This window comes from Lentzea roselyniae (assembly GCF_039537795.1).
Classification (GTDB): Bacteria; Actinomycetota; Actinomycetes; order Mycobacteriales; family Pseudonocardiaceae; genus Lentzea; species Lentzea atacamensis.
The window spans coordinates 1-14921 of record NZ_BAABBE010000017.1; the positions used below are offsets into that span (position 1 = coordinate 1).

Sequence of the window (14921 nt, forward strand, 5' to 3'; positions counted from 1 at the left end):
ACGCTGCTTCAACCGGCTCAAACAGTTCCGCGCGATCGCCACCCGCTACGACAAGACCGCCCTGTCCTACCAAGCCATGATCGACCTGGCCACCCTCACCCTCTGGCTTTGAGGACGGGCCCTAGCAGCGCTCGTCGGTCTGGCCCCAGTAGACGTTGCCGTCACCCCACACCTCGCCGTACGCCCTGGTGCACTTGGTGAGCGAGTTGGTGCCCTTGGACCAGACGTCCTGCTTGTTGCGCCCGTTGACGTTGCTGTTGAAGTCGCGGTCACCGTTGACGACCATCGCGGCGCTGGAGCTGAAGCCGCCCGGCTGGGAGGCGTACGAGTCCCACACGTAGGTGTAGGCCCAGTTCTTGCCGCAGCCCTTGAACTGCTTCACCGACGCGATGATCGTGCTGCCCTTCTTCACGTGCCCGGTGGAGCCGATCTGCACGGTGTCGGCGCAGCCTGGCGCCCGCTCGGCCTGGGCGGTGCCCGTCAGCGCGAGCACCGAGAGGGCCACCGCGGGCAGGATCAACATCGTTTTGCGCATGCCTCACGGTGGCGCCGGCCGGTTAGGCACCGGTAAATCATGGAGCGCTGGTTCCACTTCGAGCGGCAATCACGGTTTCCGCCATTTTTCTGGCCCGCGGGATCGCCTCCTCCGGCGGGGACCCGAGCAGCATCCGGACCAGGACGCCCTCGTAGAGGATCGCGACGTCCTCGGCGACCTCGCGCACCCCGGTCAGGCCTGCGGCCAGCTCGGTGAGCCGGCGCATCAGGTGCTCCTTGTGGGTGCGTGCCACCGCGACCGCTGGATGTCCCGCCGGCAGTTGCAGTAAACCCGCGACCTGCGCACAGCCCTGGTCCGCAGCCTGGTCGCGGCACCACTCGAGCAGGGCGTCGAACACGGAGAGGACGCGCTCGCGCGGGGTCGCGGCGTCAGCGGCGACCCGTTCCCACAATGCGCGCCACAGGTGGTCGCGCCGCCGCAGGTACGCCTCGACCAGCCCGTCCTTGCCGCCGAAGTTGTTGTAGACCGAGCCGAGCGCGACCCCCGCCCGGTCCACGACGGTGTCCACGCCGGTGGTCGCGATGCCGTCGCCGTAGAACAGCTCGTCGGCCGCGGTGAGGATGCGCTCTCGCGCCGTGAGGGACACGTGGCTATGGTAGGACTAGAACCACGGTTCTACTTGGTGGAGGACCATGCGTACAGGACTGGTATCGCTGATCTGCGCGGGTACGGCACTCATCGGTGTGTGCTACGGCTTCGCGCGATTCGCTTACGGCCTGTTCGCGCCCGTGTTTCAGCGCCAGTTCGCGTTGGACGCCACGCTGCTCGGCGTGATCGCGGCGGGTGGCTACGTCGGCTATGGGATCGCGATCATCGCCGGGTTCGTGTTGACGAACCGGTTCGGGCCGCGTGTGGTGGCGGCCGCGGCCGGGGTGGTCGCGGCGGCCGGCACGGCGTTGGTCGCGGTGTCGGTCAACGGCGTGATGCTCGCGGTCGGGATTCTGGTCGCTGGGGCGAGCACCGGCCTTGCGTCGCCGCCGATGGCCGAGGCGATCGCCCGTGCCGCCGACAGGTCGCGGCAGGACCGGGCGCAGTCGGTGGTGAACGCGGGGACCGGCGTCGGTGTGCTGTTGTCCGGGCCGATCGCGATGGCGCTGCTCGACGACTGGCGGTTCGCGTGGGCGACGTTCGCGGTGCTGTCCGCCGCCGTGACGTGGTGGATCATCGCGACGGTGCCGCGCGGCCGCGCTGACGTGCGTGGTGAGCAGGGGAGCCTGCTGCCGGCGGGTGCGCCGGTGATGCTCGTCGCCGCGTTCCTGCTGGGCCTCGCGAGCTCGGCCGTCTGGACGTTCGGGCGGGACGTGGTGCAGGCGGGCCCGGCCGTGGCGACGATCATGTGGTCGCTGATCGGGCTGGCCGGGATGCTCGGCGCGTTCAGCGGGCACCTGGCCGGCGGCATCGGGCTGCGCACCTCGTGGACGCTCGTGCTCGTCCTGCTCTCCGCGGCGACCGCGGCACTCGCGTTGTGGCCGGCGAGCGTGGCACTGACGCTCGTGGCCGCCGCTCTGTTCGGTGGGGCCTACATCGCGCTGTGCGGGCTGGTCCTGGTGTGGAGCACGAGGGTGCACGCCGGCCGGCCCGCCACCGGTGTCGGCACGTCCTTCCTGATGATCGCCGCCGGACAGGCCGCAGGCGCGCCGCTGACCGGCGCGGTCGTCGACCACGCCGGCCACCTCACCGCTTTCCTCGCCTGTGCCGCCGTCGGACTGCTCGGGGCAGCGGTCCGGCCCAGCGGAAGGATCAGCTCGTGCAGTGGGCCGTCCAGTTCGTCCGGGACTTCCTCGCCGGTGTCCACGCCGGAAACGGTGTGCTCCACGGCGTCACACCCGCCGCGAGCGCGAGGATCACGCCACTAGTGGTGCGGCAGTGCGCTCGCGCACCGTCTCCTCGGTCACGCCCGGCGCGAGCTCGACGAGCCGCAGACCGTCCGGCGTCACGTCGAACACGCCCAGGTCGGTGATCACCCGATCGACGCATCCCTTGCCGGTCAGCGGAAGCGTGCACTCCTCGACGAGCTTCGGGCTGCCGTCCTTCGCGGTGTGGGTCATGACGACGATCACGCGGCGAGCACCGTGCACGAGGTCCATCGCGCCACCGATGCCCGTGACGAGCTTGCCGGGCACCGCCCAGTTCGCCAGGTCACCGCGCGCCGACACCTCCATCGCGCCGAGCACCGCCACGTTGACGTGGCCGCCGCGGATCATGCCGAACGACAGCGCCGAGTCGAAGAACGACGCTCCCGGCAGCACGGTCACGGTCTCCTTGCCCGCGTTGATCAGGTCGGGATCGACCTCGTCGTCGAGCGGGTAGGGACCGACGCCGAGGATGCCGTTCTCGGACTCCAGCACCACCTCGACGCCCGGCGGCAGGTGGTTCGGGATCAGCGTGGGCACGCCGATGCCGAGGTTGACGTACTCGCCGTCGCGCAGTTCCGCGGCGGCGCGGGCGGCCATCTCGTCACGACTCCACACGGCGCACCGTCCTGAACTCCACGCTCTTGTCCGTTGCCTCGTCAGGACTCAGCGCCACCACCCGTTGCACGAAGATGCCGGGCAGGTGCACGTCGTCGGGGTCGATGACGTCGACGAGCTCTTCGGCCTCGGCGATCGTGACCCGGCCGGCCATCGCGGCGAGCGGGTTGAAGTTGCGGGCCGACTTCTCGAACACCAGGTTGCCGAACCGGTCCGCGCGCGCCGCCCGCACCAGCGCGAAGTCGGTGCGGATGCTGTGTTCCAGCACGTACTCGCGGCCGTCGAACTCGCGCACCTCCTTGGGAGGCGAGGCGATCGCGACGGTGCCGTCCGGGTGGTATCGCCACGGCAGGCCGCCGTCCGCGACGAGCGTGCCGACGCCGGCGGGCGTGTAGAAGGCGGGAATGCCGGTGCCGCCCGCGCGCAGGCGTTCCGCGAGCGTGCCCTGCGGGATCAGCTCCACCTCGATCTCGCCCGCGAGGTACTGGCGGGCGAACTCCTTGTTCTGGCCGATGTACGAGCCGGTGACGCGGGCGATCCGGCCGGCGGACAGCAGCACGGCGAGGCCCTGGTCCATGGCGCCGCAGTTGTTCGACACGATGCCGAGCGAGCCGGCACCCTTGTCGTACAAGGCGTTGATGAGCACCTTCGGCACACCGCACAGCCCGAAGCCGCCCACGGCGATGGTCGCGCCGTCGTCCACATCGGACACGGCGTCCGCGGCGGAGGCCACGACCTTGTTCATGACACCCTCTCGAAGACCGCCGCGAGCCCCTGCCCGCCACCGATGCACATGGTTTCCAGCGCGTACCTGCCGTCACGGCGCTCCAGCTCGCGCAGCATCGTCGCGAGAATCCGCGCACCCGTCGCGCCGACGGGATGCCCGAGCGCGATGCCGGAACCGTTGACGTTGAGCCGCTCGAAGTCGGAGAGACCCCACTCGCGCGTCACCGCGAGCACCTGCGCGGCGAACGCCTCGTTCAGCTCGATCAGGTCCATGTCGCCGAGCTTCAGGCCGGCGATCTGCAAGGCCCGTGCGGACGACGGCACCGGCCCGATCCCCATCCGCGCCGGTTCGACCCCCGCCGACGCCCACGAAACCAGGCGCGCCAGCGGACGCAGGCCCAGCTCGGCGGCACGATCGGAGTGCGTGACGACGCAGAGCGCGGCGCCGTCGTTCTGCCCGCTCGCGTTGCCCGCGGTGACGGTCGCGCCCTCGACGTCCATGACGGTCTTCAACGACGCGAGCTTCTCCAGCGTCGAACCCGGCCGCGGGTGCTCGTCCGCCACGAAGTCCCCGACAGCGACCAGCTCGTCCGCGAAACGATCCCGCGCCGCCACCGCACGCTCATGGCTGCGCAACGCCAGTTCATCCTGCTCGGTGCGGGAGATGTCGTACTCGCGCCGGAGGTTCTCCGCGGTCTCCAGCATGCCGCCGGGCACCGGGAAGTTGACGCCACCGGCGGTCACCCGGCCGCGAGCCAGAGCCTCGGTCCCGGCGTTCGACATGCTCTCCACGCCGCCCGCGAGCACGAGGTCCTGCGCACCGGTCTGCACCGCCATGGCAGCGTTGATCACGGCCTGCAGCCCGGAGCCGCAACGGCGGTCGAGCTGCACACCCGGCACGCCGACACCGAGACCCGCGTCCAGCGCGATGACGCGGCCGATCGCCGGGGCGTCCATGGTGGGGTAGCAGTGGCCGAGCACCAGATCGTCCACATCGGACGGATCCAGGCCGGTGCGGCGCATCAGCTCCTGGACCACGATGGCGCCCAGCTCCTGGGCCGTGCGCTCCTTGATCGCACCGTTGTAGCGGCCCACCGGGGTGCGGATGGGCTCGCAGATGACGGCGTCACGCATGAATTCTCCTTTTAGCTGTTTTCGCGCACGGCCGTCATGGCTGGGCCGCCAGGTCGGAGGGGTGCTGTGCCAGCGGCGTCACCTCGACCCGCATGAACTCCCACAGCGGTAACGACGAGAGGAGCGCGTGCAGCTCGTCGTTGGACGGCACGTCGAAGACGCAGATGGTGCTGTGGTGCCCGACGACCCGCCACAGGTGCGGCCACACACCCAGTTTCTGCAGTTCCAGCGCCCGGTCCTTTTCGGCGGCGATGAGTTCGGCACGCCGGTTGTGGTCGAGGTCGTGGGGGAGCGAGACGTCCATGCGCACGTGGAAGAGCAACGGTCACCTCCTGGTGAAGGCCGCGACGGCGGCGTGGGCAGCAGCTCCTCGCGCCTGGACAACCGGCGTGGCGGTCGATCGAGGTGCCACCGTGAGCGGGAATACCCGCCGTCGCGCGGTGCCGAACCCGTGCGGTGATCAAGCGACATCTCCGCTCTTCTGTACGCTATGCGTACAAGTTGTACGCGATGCGGTTACATTGAGGGTGCCCTGCCTTCGTGGCGCTGTCAACGGGAGGATGAGGCGATGGTGAGCGATCCGGACGAGCGCGACTTCATCCAGAGCATCGAGCGCGGGTTCGCGGTGCTGCTCGCGTTCGACGAGGAGCGGGTCAACCCGAACCTCGCGGAGCTGGCCGCCGCCACCGGCCTGTCGCGTCCCGCGGTCCGCAGGATCCTCCTCACGCTGCAGCGACTCGGGTACGTGCGTGCGTCCGGCAGCAGGTGGTCGCTGACGCCGCGGGTGCTGAGCATCGGGCAGCACTACTCGGCGTCGCACGCGATGATCGAAGTCGCGCACCCGCACCTGCTGGACCTGTCGGTGAAAACCGGCGAGTCGGCGTCGCTCGCGGAGCTGGACGGGCGGGACGCGGTGTACGTCGCGCGCGTGCCGGTGCGGCGGATCATGAGCATCAACGTGTCGATCGGCACCCGGATCCCGGCCTTCGCGACGTCGATGGGCCGGGTGCTGCTCGCGTGGGCACCGGACGCCGTGGTCGGCGAGATCATCGCGGCCGGGCTGCCCGCGCTCACCAGGCACACGGTCACCGACGCCGACGCCTTCCGCGGCGTGCTGCGGCAGGTTCGGTCGGACGGGTGGTCGATCGTCGCGGAGGAGCTGGAGATCGGCCTGCTCTCGGTGTCCGCGCCCGTCCGCGACCGGTCCGGTGAGGTGGTGGCGGCGCTCGCGTCCTCCACGTCCGTCGGGCGATCGTCGGTTGAGGCGATCCGGCGTGATGTGGTGCCATTGCTGCTGGACGCCGCGAAACGGATCAGCGCCGATCTGGGGTACCGGAGCTCCGCGCAGGCGGATCGGGCCGTCACGCCCCCGTGACGCCGTCGATGCCCTCGCGCAGGAAGTCCGCATGGCCGTTGTGGCGCGCGTACTCGTGACAGAGGTGGTGCATGACCAGGCGCAGCGACACCTGCTCGGACCACCGCGGCTGGTAGCCCGTCACATCGAGCGACTCGGCCTCGCGCTCGATCCGGCGCGCGTGCTCGACCTCGTTCTGCCAGGCCGCGAAAGCCTCGCTGCGGCTTGACTTCGAGGCGTCGTAGGCGACCTGGTAGTCGTTGTCGTCCGACCACACCAGCGGGATGTCCTCGCCGTTGATCACCTTGCGGAACCAGGTGCGCTCCACCTCCGCCATGTGCCGCACGAGGCCGAGCAACGTCAGCGTGGACGGCGGCATCGAGCGGCGGCGCAGGTCGTCGTCGGAGAGACCTTCGCACTTCATCGCGAGGGTGGCGCGGTGGAAGTCGAGGAACGCGCGCAGCGTCTCGCGTTCGCCCGCCTGCAGCGGCGGGCCGATTCGTTCTGCGGTCACCCGGCCAGTCTGGCATCTCGATCGTCCTATGTGGCCGGTGCGATCGGTTGCCACTGGGCCGTTCGAGTGGTGCTCCCCACTGTCGGAACCGTGCGCGGGCAGGAGGTGTGAAGATCATGTCCTCGACTGATTCTGGGGGAATCACATGCGCAAACTCGCGCTCGTCGCAGCGCTGGGCCTCGCCTGCACCACTGTTTCCGTTCCGGCGATGGCAGCCGACGACCCATCGCAGTGCACCTGGGCCGTGTCGAAGGTGCCGGCGCCGTCCGGCTACGACCCGGCGTTCACCAGGGTGAAGGGCACCGACAGCCACGGCAACTACGCGGGCACGTCGCGCCGGCCGGGGACGAACACCAACGACGTCGTGCTCTGGACCAACGGGCAACCGCACGTGGTGCAGGAGCTCGCACACCTGGGCGGTCTGGAGGTGAGAGGCGAGAACTCCGCGGGAACCGTGCTGGTCAGCGGCCGCATCCCCGGCCAGCAGCGCTTGCTGGTGCTGCTGTACTCGGGTGGCCACCAGGGCACGGGCACGATCACCGAGCTCGTCGCGCCGGAGGGCTACCAGCTCTCCGCCCCGGACACTCTCAACGAACGCGGTGACGTGCTGGGCGGCGCCGTGCGGCTCGCGGACGGCGCAAGCGTGGGGCTGGTGTGGTCCACGGTCGCGGCCGCGCCTCGGATCATCGAGAGGTCCGACGGCATTCCGGAGGACCTCGACGACGACGGCACGGTGTTGCTCAGGCGCGACGGCGGGGGATACCTGTGGCGCGACGGTCAGCTGACGCGGCTGGCGGACGAGGGCCGGCAGATCTATCCCCAGGCGATCCGGGGCGGCAAGGTGGTCGGCTACCGGCTCGACGGGTCGTGGCCTTCGTCGCAGTCGCTGTTGTGGGACAGCAACGGCAACGTCCAGAACATCCAGGACGGCGGAACCGCGTACGCCGTCAACGCGGGCGGACTGATCACCGGTGAGCGGTCCGACATCATGGGCCGCGCGTCGGTCTGGCGGGACACGGCCTTCCAGAGCGAACTGCCCTATCCCGACGGTGTCACCGGCGTCTTCGAGTTGTTCGTCGTGGGCAACGACGACAGCCTCTTCAGCCACGCGTACAGCCACGGGCCACTGCGCTGGACGTGCGCCTGACCCCACGTGCGGGGCGCCACATCATCCCCTCGTCCGATCGGCGCTAACGTGGCGGTCTGACGAGGGGAGCGGTGGCATGACACAGCTGGAGCAGGCCGAGTCGGCGTTCGCGGCGGCTCGGCCGAGGCTGTTCGGCATCGCCTACCGCATGACCGGCAGCGTGGCCGACGCGGAGGACCTCCTGCAGGAGGTCTGGCTGCGCTGGCAGCTCGCGGACCGCGCGTCGGTGGTCAACCCCGAGGCCTACCTGGCGACGGCGATCACCCGGCTCGCGATCAACGAGTCGCAGACCGCGCGGGCCCGGCGGGAGACCTACGTCGGCCCGTGGCTGCCGGAGCCGGTGGACACGGCCGCCGATCCGCAGCTCGGTGCCGAGCAGGGTGCTGTGCTGGAGCTCGCGGTGCTGATGCTGCTGGAGAAGCTCACGCCGACCGAGCGCGCCGCGTACGTGCTGCGCGAGGCGTTCGACTACCCGTACCGGGAGATCGCAGAGATCGTGCAGACCAGCGAGGTCGCGGCGCGGCAGCTGGTCAGCAGGGCGCGCAAGCACCTGGCCGACGAGCGCAGGGTCCCCGTCGAGCGCGCCGAGCAGCGCAGGCTCCTGGAAGCGTTCGTGGCGGCCGCGCAGGCCGGTGACCTGGCCGCGCTCGAGAAGCTGTTCGCGCAGGACGTGGTGAGCTACTCCGACAGCAACGGCGCGGTGCGGGCGGCGGGCCGGCCGCTGTTCGGCGCGGCGGCGCTGGCGAAGATCTTCGCGGCGTGGGCACCGGGGTTCTGGGCGGGTGCCGAGGTCGGTTACGTCGACGCGAACGGCCTGAGCGCCGTCCGGTTGCGCAAGGACGGCACGACCTACGCGGTGATCACCGTGACGGCCTCCGCGGAGGGCATCGACCAGGTGATGTGGCTGGTCAACCCGGAAAAGCTGAACGCGTTCCAGTAGGCCTGTCACAACGGCGCGGGCTGTCCTGTCTTAGCTCGTGAACACCCGCACCGGGCGGGCTCACGAGAGGGACGGACCCATGAGGATCGTTGTCATCGGCGGCACCGGGTTGATCGGCAGCCAGGTCGTGAAGCGGCTCGGTGAGCACGGCCACGACGCCGTGCCCGCGTCACCGAACAGCGGCGTCAACACGGTCACCGGCGAAGGCGTCGAGGAGGTCCTGCAGGGCGCCGACGTGCTCGTCGACGTGTCGAACTCGCCGTCGTTCGCCGACGACGACGTCATGAACTTCTTCACCGCCGCCACCACCAACCTGACGAACGCCGCCAAGAAGGCAGGCGTCGGTCACTACGTCGCGCTGTCGATCGTCGGCACGGACGAGCTGCCCGACTCCGGCTACCTGCGGGCGAAGGCGGCGCAGGAGAAGCTCATCAAGGAGTCCGGCCTCACGTACTCCATCATCCGCGCCACCCAGTTCTTCGAGTTCGCGGGCGCCATCGCGAACTCGGCGGACGTCGGCGGCGTCGTGCACCTCCCGCACGGTGGTGTGCAGCCGATCGCGGCCTCGGACGTCGCCGCGGTGGTCGGCAGGACCGCCGCGACCGAGCCGGTCAACGGCGTGCTGGAGATCGGCGGGCCGGAGGAGTTCACCATGGACGGCTGGATTCGCACGGTGCTGACCCAGCGCAAGGACGAGCGCGAGGTCGTGAGCGACCCGCAGGCCAAGTACTTCGGCACGTTCCTGACGGGCAGGCAGCTCGTGCCCAACGAGGGCGCGCAGCTGCAGCCGACCAGCCTGCAGGACTGGTTCGCTGCGGGGAACTGAGCCTACGAGCCACCAGCGGGTAGTGCACTGACGGCCGCATTCCCGAACGGGCGTTCAAGCGGGTCGTCAGCCAGGCAGCGGAAACGTGGCGTCGCGGAGCTGTCTCCGCGACGTCACACCGAGCTTGCCGAACACCTTGCGCAGGTGCCATTCCACGGTGCGCGGGCTGATGAACAGGCGCGTGCCGATCTCCGGGTTCGAGAAGCCCTCGCGGGCCAGCCGGGCGATCTGGTACTCCTGCGCGGTCAGCTCGTCGGTCGGCTCCGCGGTGCGCTTGCGAGCCGTTTCGCCGGTGGCTTGCAGTTCACGCAGAGCGCGGTCGGCGAACGTGGGCATGCCACAGGACGTCAGCATCTCGTGGGCCGTGCGGAGGTGATCGCGCGCCTCGACGCGTTGGCCCTCGCGGCGCAGCCACTCGCCGTACAGCAGATGGCCGCGAGCCAGTTCCGGCCGCAGACCCGTGCGGGCGAAGAAGTCGATCGACTCCCGGAAGCCGTCGGGAGAACCGTTCAACGCGCGCAAGCGGGCCTTGAGGCCCGACGACCAGTCGGTGTCGACCCACGCCGATGAACGTTCCAAAGCCTCAGTCACCAGGCCGGTGTCTCCGGTGCGGGACGCGGCCTCGGCCAGCTCGGTGGTGGCCAGGCAGCTGTAGACGAGGGCATCGGAGTTGACCACGCGCGCCGCGGCGTCGCGGGCCAGGTCGTGCCTGCCCAGTCCGTTGTGGAGGATCACGAGGGTCCAGTCCGCGATGACCGCGAGGCGTCCCTGGCCTTCCGAACGTGCTTGCGCGCCAACGGCGGTGGCCAGGTCCTCGCCTCGGTGGGCGGCCTGCAGCAGGACGGCGTAGGCGACCGGCGGTGTGCCGGTGACCTCGGAGATGCGCCTGTCCTCCTCGATCAGTGCCTGCGCGGCGGCCGGATCACCGGCCATGAGTTCGTTGTCCGCCAAGAAGTTCAACGCGAACTGCAGCTGTACGAGGGCGCCGGATTCGCGTGCCAGGCGCACCTGTTGCTGGGCGAACGCGTGGCGTGTCTCGAAGTCGAACATCTCGGTCGCGACGATGCCGCCGGCGCGGTAGCCGAAGAGCCACGGCAGACGGCTGATGTCCTCGGTGGCGACCTTCAGCGCGCGTACCTCTTCCAGCGCACGGGTCATGTGCGGTACGGACGCCGCGTAGCCGGACGTGATGCGGGTGCTGAGCGCCTCCAGGACCAGGTCGATCGCGGACGGCGGGGTGCGCGGAGGGGGAGCGGTGCGGGCCGCGTCGGCCAGCGGCGCACCGGCCCAGATCGTCGCGGAGAGGGCTTCCAGGTGGGTTTCGCGGGCCAGGTCGGGGTCGAACGGGGTGAGCCGGCGGGCCGCGCTGAACAGCAGGGGAGCGGCCTCGCCGACACGGCGCCGGTCGAACGCGATGTGCCCGCGCAGGTGCTCGACCTCGGCACTGCGGCGCTCGTCCGGCGGACCGGCTTCGACGGCCGACAACAACCGCAGCGCCGCGTCCAGTGCACCGGCGTCGCGTTTGGCGCGCGCGGCGGCGAGCTCGCGGGAAGCGCGGAGGCCGGGTTCCGGGGTGAGCACCGCGGCCTGTTCGAGGAACGCCGCCGCGGCCAGCAGCCCGCCCCTGGCCTGGGCGCGTGACGCGGTGTTCTCCAGGTCGGCCGCGACCTCCTCGTCGGGCGCGGCGGTGCCCTGGGCGCGGTGCCACGCGCGGCGGTCCGGGTCGATCGCCGGGTCGGTCACGTCGGCGAGCGCCCGGTGCACGCGCTGACGGTCCACAGTGGACGCTGACCGGTACACGGCCGACCGCACCAGCGGGTGCCGGAACTGGACCCGTGTCCCGAACTCGATCAGCCCGGTGCCCACCGCGGCGGCCGCCGGGTCGGCACCGAGCCCGAGGAGCCCGGCCGCGCGCCACAGCAGGGTCGCGTCACCGAGCGGCTCGGCGGCCGCTGTCAGCATGAGCAGGCGCGTGTCGGCGGGCAGGGCTTCGATCTGGCGGACGAAGGCCTGTTCGATCCTGCTGGTCAGCGGCCCGGCGTCGAGCCCGTCGGCCACCTCGCGCGGCAGCTCCAGCAACGCGAGGGGGTTGCCGCGAGCCTCGGCGACGATCCGGTCGCGCACCCGGCCGTCGACCGGCCCCTTGATCACCGAGTCGAGCAACGCGCGGGCGTCGGTGTCGTCGAGGCCGCGCACGAGCAGCTCCGGCAGCCCGTCCAGGTGGTCGTTGCCCTCGCGCAGGCCGAAGACCAGCACGATCCGTTCCGCGAGCAGCCTGCGGGCGACGAAGCCGAGCACCGCGGACGACATCGAGTCGAGCCACTGCGCGTCGTCGACCAGGCACACCAGCGGCTGTTCGTCCGCGACCTCGGCGAGCAGCGTCAGCACCGCCAGCCCCACCATGAACCGCGTCGGCCGGGGTCCGGACGTCAGGCCGAACGCGGTGCCGAGGGCCTCGCGCTGGGGTGCGGGCAGCTTGTCGAGCCGGTCGAGGAACGGCACGCACAGCTGGTGCAGGCCGGCGTACGGGAACGCGCTCTCCGCCTCCACGCCCGCGGCCCGCGTGACCCGGAACCCCGACGCCCGCGCCGACACGTGGTCGAGCAGCGCCGTCTTGCCGATTCCCGCCTCACCGCGCAGCACCAGCACCTGGCCGCTGCCCGACTTCGCCCGCGTCAGCAGGCGGTCCAGCGCCTCGCCCTCAGCGCGTCTGCCCAGGAGATCGTCCGACACGGCCCCGAGCCTACGTGCCAGGGAGTGACCAGGGTGTTCCACGGGTTCGAGCGGCCCCCTGGCGCGAGCAGTCTCGTGTCATCGACAACGAAGGAGATGGTCCTGATGGACTTCAAGCTCGAAGTGGTGGTCATCCCGGTCGCCGACGTGGACCGCGCGGAGCACTTCTACAAGACGCTGGGCTGGCGCCTGGACGCCGACTTCACCGCCGAGGACGGCCTGCGCGTCGCGCAGCTCACCCCGCCGGGATCCGGAGCGTCGGTGATCTTCGGCAGCGGCGTGTCCGACGCCGAGCCGGGCAGCGCGCAGGGCCTGTACCTGATCGTCGACGACGTCGTGGCCGCGCGGGCGGAGCTGGCGAGCCGTGGGGTGCAGATCAGCGAGGTGTTCCACGACAAGGGCGGTGTGTTCCACCACGCGGGAACCAAGGCGCGGGTGGAGGGCCCTGACCCGGAGCGCCGCAGCTACTCCTCGTACGCCTCGTTCAGCGACCCCGACGGCAACGGCTGGATCCTGCAGGAAGTCACGACGCGTCTGCCGGGACGGGTGTGATGACCCACTACGACGTCATCGTCATCGGCGGCGGGTCACCCGGCGAGCACTTCGCCGCCGCCGTCGCCGACGGAGGTCTCCGCGTCGCGCTGGTCGAGCGCGAGCTGCTCGGCGGTGAGTGCACCTTCTACGCGTGCATCCCGTCGAAGACGCTGCTGCGCGCGGGCGAGGCCGTCGCCAGCGCGCGGGACGTGCCCGGCGCACGGGAGGCGGTCACCGGTCAGGTCGACGCCAGGGCGGCGTTGGCGTGGCGGGACTTCATGGTCTCGTCCTACGACGACGCGGGTGCCGAGAAGTGGGCCCGTGACACCGGTATCGACGTGCTGCGCGGCGACGGCCGGATCGCCGGGCCGAAGACCGTCGCGGTGGGCGACGAGACCCACACGGCCGACCACATCGTGATCGCCACGGGCTCGGAAGCGTTCATCCCGCCGATCCCCGGCCTGCGCGAGCTGGACGTGTGGACGAACCGCGAGGCCACCGGTGCCGAGGAGATCCCCGCCAGGCTGCTGATCCTCGGCGGTGGGCCGACGGGTGTCGAGATGGCCCAGGCGTTCACCCGCCTCGGCGCATCGGTCGCGCTGGTCGACGGCGCGGACCACCTGCTGCCCCGCGAACCGGAGGCGGTCGGCCGTGCGCTCGGCGAGGCGCTGGCCGCCGACGGCGTCGAGCTCCACCTCGGCGCGCACGCCACCGCCGCCGCCAAGGAGGGTGACGAGTACGTGCTCGACCTTCCGGACGGCACGCGGCTGCGCGGCGACAGGCTCCTCGTCGCCACCGGCAGGCGTCCGCGGGTCGAGGGCATCGGGCTCGAAACCGTTGGTGTCGAACCGAATCCGCACGGGCTGGGCACCGACGAGCGGATGAACGTGGCCGACGGCATCTGGGCGGTCGGCGACGTCACCGGTCAGTGGAACCTGACCCACGTCGGCAAGTACCAGGGCCGCGTCGCCGCCGCGAACATCCTCGGCAGGCCGGCCAGTGTCAACTACGACGCGGTGCCACGGGTCGTGTTCACCGATCCGCAGGTCGCCGCAGTTGGTGCGGCAGAAGGAAAGTACACCGCAACCGTCCACCTGTCCGGCGTCGCGCGCACGGCCACCTACACCCGTGAGTACGACACGCGACCCGGCTTCCTGACCCTCGTCTCCGACGGCGAAGTCCTCACGGGCGCCTACGCCATCGGCCCCGAGGCGGGCGAATGGCTCCAGCAGGCCACCGTCGCGATCCGCGCGAAGGTCCCGCTGTCCGTGCTGCTCGACGTCGTCCAACCGTTCCCCACCTTCTCCGAGGCCTTCCTGAACGGCCTCCGCGATCTGGCAAAGGAAACAGCGAAGTGAAGAAGTTGACAGAGATCGACATGAAGATCGAGGTCACGGTCATCCCCGTCACCGACGTGGAGCGCGCCAAGGAGTTCTACAGCCGCCTCGGCTGGCGCCTGGACGTCACCCCGCCGTGGGTCGTGCAGTTCACTCCGTACGGCTCCGGCGCGTCCATCCACTTCGGCGAGGGCGTCACGACCGCCGCACCCGGTTCCGGCCGGCACTTCCTGATCGTCTCGGACATCGTCGAGACGCACGAGGCCCTTCTCGCCGCAGGGATCAAGGTCGGCCCGCTCTACCACGGCGGCCCGGACGGTCCCGTCGAGGGCGCCGACCCGGAACGCCGGAGCTACTTCACCCGCGCCGAGTTCGCCGACCCGGACGGCAACACGTGGATCCTGCAGGAGGTGACCACTCGTCTTCCCGGCCGGGTCGACGCCGACGACACGTCCTACACGTCGATCGCCGATCTGGCCTCGGCGTTGCGCAGGGCAGCGCTGGCGCACGGTGAGTACGAGAAGCGCAACGGCGGCGAGTACGACGAGAACTGGCCCGACTGGTACGCCGAGTACATGGTCAAGGAGCAGACGGGCGAGGTCCGGTGACATCGGGCCACGCCACTAGGGGTCGTCCCTGATGTGGATGT

General features: G+C 70.6%; 16 protein-coding genes and 1 pseudogene. 9 read left to right on the forward strand and 8 right to left on the reverse strand.

What is annotated here, in order from left to right:
* Nucleotides 1-112: pseudogene (locus ABFX45_RS27875) on the forward strand (IS5/IS1182 family transposase); the annotation flags it as partial.
* Between the two features lie 9 nt (nucleotides 113-121).
* On the opposite strand, the gene ABFX45_RS27880 reads toward ABFX45_RS27875, so the two are convergent.
* Together ABFX45_RS27880 and ABFX45_RS27885 are read right to left on the reverse strand one after the other, a co-directional pair.
* The gene (locus ABFX45_RS27880; RefSeq protein WP_109636282.1) at nucleotides 122-535 is read right to left on the reverse strand and encodes a hypothetical protein; all 414 of its coding nucleotides are present in this window, start codon (nucleotides 533-535) and stop codon (nucleotides 122-124) included.
* Between the two features lie 37 nt (nucleotides 536-572).
* The gene (locus tag ABFX45_RS27885; RefSeq protein ID WP_346133013.1) at nucleotides 573-1142 is read right to left on the reverse strand and encodes a TetR/AcrR family transcriptional regulator; all 570 of its coding nucleotides are present in this window, start codon (nucleotides 1140-1142) and stop codon (nucleotides 573-575) included.
* A gap of 46 nt (nucleotides 1143-1188) precedes the next feature.
* On the opposite strand from ABFX45_RS27885, the gene ABFX45_RS27890 reads away from it, so the two are divergent.
* A complete protein-coding gene (locus ABFX45_RS27890; protein WP_346133015.1) occupies nucleotides 1189-2412 on the forward strand; it encodes an MFS transporter in 1224 nt (407 codons plus the stop codon).
* Here the strand turns inward: ABFX45_RS27890 and ABFX45_RS27895 are convergent.
* The 4 genes from ABFX45_RS27895 to ABFX45_RS27910 are packed head-to-tail and all read right to left on the reverse strand — an operon-like array spanning nucleotide 2401 to nucleotide 5209.
* Entirely contained in the window at nucleotides 2401-3009 is a 609-nt protein-coding gene (locus ABFX45_RS27895; RefSeq protein ID WP_346133269.1) for a CoA transferase subunit B, read from the reverse strand. The genes ABFX45_RS27890 and ABFX45_RS27895 overlap by 12 nt on opposite strands.
* 4 nt (nucleotides 3010-3013) lie before the next feature.
* Nucleotides 3014-3772 (reverse strand): CoA transferase subunit A, encoded by a 759-nt coding sequence (locus ABFX45_RS27900; protein ID WP_109636286.1) that lies wholly within the window; start codon nucleotides 3770-3772, stop codon nucleotides 3014-3016.
* Nucleotides 3769-4887 (reverse strand): acetyl-CoA C-acetyltransferase, encoded by a 1119-nt coding sequence (locus tag ABFX45_RS27905; protein ID WP_346133017.1) that lies wholly within the window; start codon nucleotides 4885-4887, stop codon nucleotides 3769-3771. Before ABFX45_RS27905 ends, ABFX45_RS27900 begins: the two co-directional genes overlap by 4 nt.
* 34 nt (nucleotides 4888-4921) lie before the next feature.
* Nucleotides 4922-5209, reverse strand: coding sequence for a muconolactone Delta-isomerase (locus ABFX45_RS27910; protein WP_109636288.1), 288 nt, complete (start codon nucleotides 5207-5209; stop codon nucleotides 4922-4924).
* 246 nt (nucleotides 5210-5455) lie between these two features.
* On the opposite strand from ABFX45_RS27910, the gene ABFX45_RS27915 reads away from it, so the two are divergent.
* Complete coding sequence (locus ABFX45_RS27915) at nucleotides 5456-6262, forward strand: IclR family transcriptional regulator domain-containing protein (protein WP_346133020.1); 807 nt, start codon at nucleotides 5456-5458, stop codon at nucleotides 6260-6262.
* On the opposite strand, the gene ABFX45_RS27920 is transcribed toward ABFX45_RS27915, so the two are convergent.
* Nucleotides 6249-6755, reverse strand: a complete 507-nt coding sequence (locus ABFX45_RS27920) for a DinB family protein (RefSeq protein WP_109636290.1) — start codon at nucleotides 6753-6755, stop codon at nucleotides 6249-6251. The two genes, ABFX45_RS27915 and ABFX45_RS27920, sit on opposite strands and share 14 nt — an antisense overlap.
* Nucleotides 6756-6900: 145 nt before the next feature.
* Between ABFX45_RS27920 and ABFX45_RS27925 the strand changes: the two genes are divergently transcribed.
* From ABFX45_RS27925 to ABFX45_RS27935, 3 genes are all read left to right on the forward strand, one after another.
* A complete protein-coding gene (locus tag ABFX45_RS27925) occupies nucleotides 6901-7902 on the forward strand; it encodes a hypothetical protein (RefSeq protein WP_346133022.1) in 1002 nt (333 codons plus the stop codon).
* 76 nt (nucleotides 7903-7978) lie between these two features.
* The gene (locus tag ABFX45_RS27930) at nucleotides 7979-8842 is read left to right on the forward strand and encodes an RNA polymerase sigma-70 factor (RefSeq protein ID WP_109636292.1); all 864 of its coding nucleotides are present in this window, start codon (nucleotides 7979-7981) and stop codon (nucleotides 8840-8842) included.
* Between the two features lie 79 nt (nucleotides 8843-8921).
* Nucleotides 8922-9668, forward strand: coding sequence for an SDR family oxidoreductase (locus ABFX45_RS27935; RefSeq protein ID WP_346133024.1), 747 nt, complete (start codon nucleotides 8922-8924; stop codon nucleotides 9666-9668).
* A 66-nt stretch (nucleotides 9669-9734) separates the two neighbouring features.
* Here ABFX45_RS27935 and ABFX45_RS27940 read toward each other — a convergent pair whose 3' ends face one another.
* Nucleotides 9735-12401 carry a helix-turn-helix transcriptional regulator gene (locus ABFX45_RS27940; protein WP_346133026.1) on the reverse strand — a complete coding sequence of 889 codons (2667 nt, stop codon included), beginning with the start codon at nucleotides 12399-12401 and terminating at the stop codon, nucleotides 9735-9737.
* Between the two features lie 105 nt (nucleotides 12402-12506).
* Here ABFX45_RS27940 and ABFX45_RS27945 point away from each other — a divergent pair, with 105 nt between their 5' ends.
* From ABFX45_RS27945 to ABFX45_RS27955, 3 genes are read left to right on the forward strand one after another with little or no spacing between them, the layout of a single operon-like run.
* Complete coding sequence (locus ABFX45_RS27945) at nucleotides 12507-12953, forward strand: VOC family protein (protein ID WP_109636488.1); 447 nt, start codon at nucleotides 12507-12509, stop codon at nucleotides 12951-12953.
* Nucleotides 12953-14293, forward strand: coding sequence for a dihydrolipoyl dehydrogenase family protein (locus tag ABFX45_RS27950; RefSeq protein WP_346133029.1), 1341 nt, complete (start codon nucleotides 12953-12955; stop codon nucleotides 14291-14293). The genes ABFX45_RS27945 and ABFX45_RS27950 overlap by 1 nt, the downstream gene beginning before the upstream one ends.
* Nucleotides 14290-14880, forward strand: a complete 591-nt coding sequence (locus tag ABFX45_RS27955; RefSeq protein ID WP_233439467.1) for a VOC family protein — start codon at nucleotides 14290-14292, stop codon at nucleotides 14878-14880. The genes ABFX45_RS27950 and ABFX45_RS27955 overlap by 4 nt, the downstream gene beginning before the upstream one ends.
* The last annotated feature ends 41 nt before the right edge of the window (nucleotides 14881-14921 follow it).